Here is a 2,448-nt window from a genome sequence, read left to right as displayed (position 1 = left end):
CTGCCCGTGCCCCGGATCTCTCCGGCTGGACTGCGTCATGCGTTGTGAGGTCATCCGAATTCGTCCCGCAGTTCGAAGGCGAAGCTCATGGCGACGAGTTTGGTGTAGCCATACCAGAGGAGCTGCGCGCCGGGCGGGGCGCGCTTGCGCCCCAGCCACCCGCCGAGGCGGGCCACCAGACCGACGGCGTCGCCGAGGCGCGTGGGTGCCGGCAAGTCGCGGGAGCGGGCGAAGGTGGCCAGCACGCGCAACTCGCTGTCGGAAAACAGCAGGTCGCCCGGTAGGTCAGGCGTCTCGCGCCCGAGCTGGACCATCAACTGGATGCGCCACCCCACGACCATCTTGATGGCTATGGCCCGCTCGAGCCGCTCGGCCGTGTGGTGCTGCAATTCCTCGACCTTGCAGCCGGACTTGATGACCCGGAAGTAGTCTTCGATGCGCCACCGCAGGGCGTACCAGCCCAGGATGCGCGTGGCGTCAGCGGCGCTGGTCACCGGCAGCGTGGTCAGCACGAACCACTCGAGCGGCTTGACCGCGGGCGGCGGCTGTTGCTCACGCGCATGGACGACAACCAGCTCGACCGGCTCGGCGTCGGGGCACGGCAGCGACACCTGCCGGTAGCGCAGGGTCACCTCGGCGACGCGAGCGGCCCGGGCGTCCTTGGGGGGCTGTTTACTGGCCTTCACCCGCGCGCTCAGCCGCTGCACCTCGACCCGGGCGGTGCCGCAGGCCGGCGCGTCGCGCACTTGGTCGAACAGACGGCGCGAGACCGTCCGCCCGTCGGCCGTCTTCTCCCGGCCGACGACGCGGTCGACCTTCGCCCGGACCAGCAGGTCGACCCGCGGGGCGTTGGCCCGGCGCTCGATGAACAGGTCGAGGAAGTCGGCCTCACGGTCCATCGTGCACACCACCCGCGTCTCACCCAGCCGCTCGGCCGCCGCCGCCAAGTCGCGCAACCCCTCGACCCAGCGGAACGACTTGCGTGCCTCGCGCGGCTTCGGCTGGCCTTTCGCCTCGGGATTCGGGGGCTCGGGCGCGTCGAACGCCGCCCGCAGGACGCCCAGGGCCACCCCGTCCGGGTTGACCGCCAGCGTGGTGTGCAGGTCCAGGCCGCGGGCCACCGCACCGGTCTGATTCGAGCCGATCACCCCCAGCCCCTCGGTCTGGCTGCGCCGGGTGAAGTTCAGGCGGGTGCCGTCCTGGATGCACAGCACCGTCTCATGCGCCCGCATCCGCCGCAAGGTGCGCTCGCGATGGGGCGCGAGCATGTTGTCGACCGTCACCGCGCTCTCGGCGGGCTGGTCGATCAGCCGGTAATGTCCCTTCACCAACGCTCTTGTGCCCTTCGCGGCGCCGGGCATGGCGCGCAGCGGAGACTCGCCCATCTGCCGGGCGCTCCGCACCAGGCGCGCGCTCAGCCGCGCGTCGCCCAGCCGCGCCCCGCCGAACTCGTGGTCCGCCCACGACGCCGCGTCGAGCCCGTCGCCGACCCCGAGCGGCACTACATCCGGGGCGACCACCGGGAGGGTGTCGCGCCACGCCGGCTCCAACGCGTACATATACACTGCCTTACGCGTTTCCGACGCCGCGTGCGTGCGGTCCTGGCGCCCGCGCCCGCTCGTCTCCCCCACGCGAACCCAGTTCGCCGCCCGAACACTCGCCCCCGTCTGGTGGGTCTCGTCGACGAACGTCTCGAGCAGCCAGGGCCGATAACCGTAGAGGTGCTCGCAGTCGTTGCCGACGGCCCGGGCGGCCCGGCCCAACACATGGGAGGCCAAGTTGCGGCACTCGACGCCGGGGCGCACCAGCAGCCGGCACAGCCCCAGCACCCGGTGCAGGTGAGCGCGTCGGCCGGTGTCGTCCCAGCCGATCCAGGCGTCGCGAACTCGCAGGCGCCGCGCACAGGCCGCAAACCCCACCCCGCCCAGCCAGCCATGCCCGGAACCCACCAGATACCGCAGTTGCGGGCCGACAAAGGGTCCCGCGCCGCGCGGGTGCTCTTGCGCCATCAGCGTGTTCCAGACCCGACGCTGCTCGTCGGTCTCCACCCGCACCAGCGCCAAGCCCCGAACCTCGCCGACCGTGCCCGGCACGTCAACCGCCGGCGCCACCGGCTGCGCGAGCACACGCGGACGCCACACACCGCCGCGAGCAGGCCGACCCCGAGGCAGCCAGATGTGGCCTCCCGCTTCGAGGTCGGCCAACGCCGCACAGCAACTCGCGCGCTGCAACCGGCCGCGGCCATCACGGAAATCGAACGCTTCACAGACGCGATCGGCGACCTGCCCGAGACCGTCAACGCCCTGCGATACCGCCCCGTCCAGCACCTCGCGCAGGCGGGTGAGGTTCCCCCGCAGGCTGCGCCCAACCTGATTCTGAATCTCCATGCCGGCCACCGTAGCCAAGTGGCTTCATGAAGTCCAGCAAAAAGTTATGGGGCACGGGCAG

Annotated in this window: 1 protein-coding gene; it reads right to left on the bottom strand. The window is 71.5% G+C overall.

The features are described 5' to 3' along the window. Positions 1 to 50: 50 nt before the first annotated feature. On the bottom strand, positions 51 to 2,387 hold the full coding sequence (locus tag OXU42_18670) for an IS4 family transposase (GenBank protein ID MDE0031409.1): 2,337 nt from the start codon (positions 2,385 to 2,387) through the stop codon (positions 51 to 53). Positions 2,388 to 2,448 lie beyond the last annotated feature (61 nt).

The organism is Deltaproteobacteria bacterium (genome assembly GCA_028818775.1).
Classification (GTDB): domain Bacteria; phylum Desulfobacterota; class Binatia; order UBA9968; family JAJDTQ01; genus JAJDTQ01.
This window is presented reverse-complemented; position numbering and strand designations above follow the sequence as displayed.

Excerpts from the sequence above, each read along its gene's own strand:
- OXU42_18670 (MDE0031409.1), bottom strand. The coding sequence starts at position 2,387 with ATGGAGATTCAGAATCAGGTTGGGCGCAGCCTGCGGGGGAACCTCACC.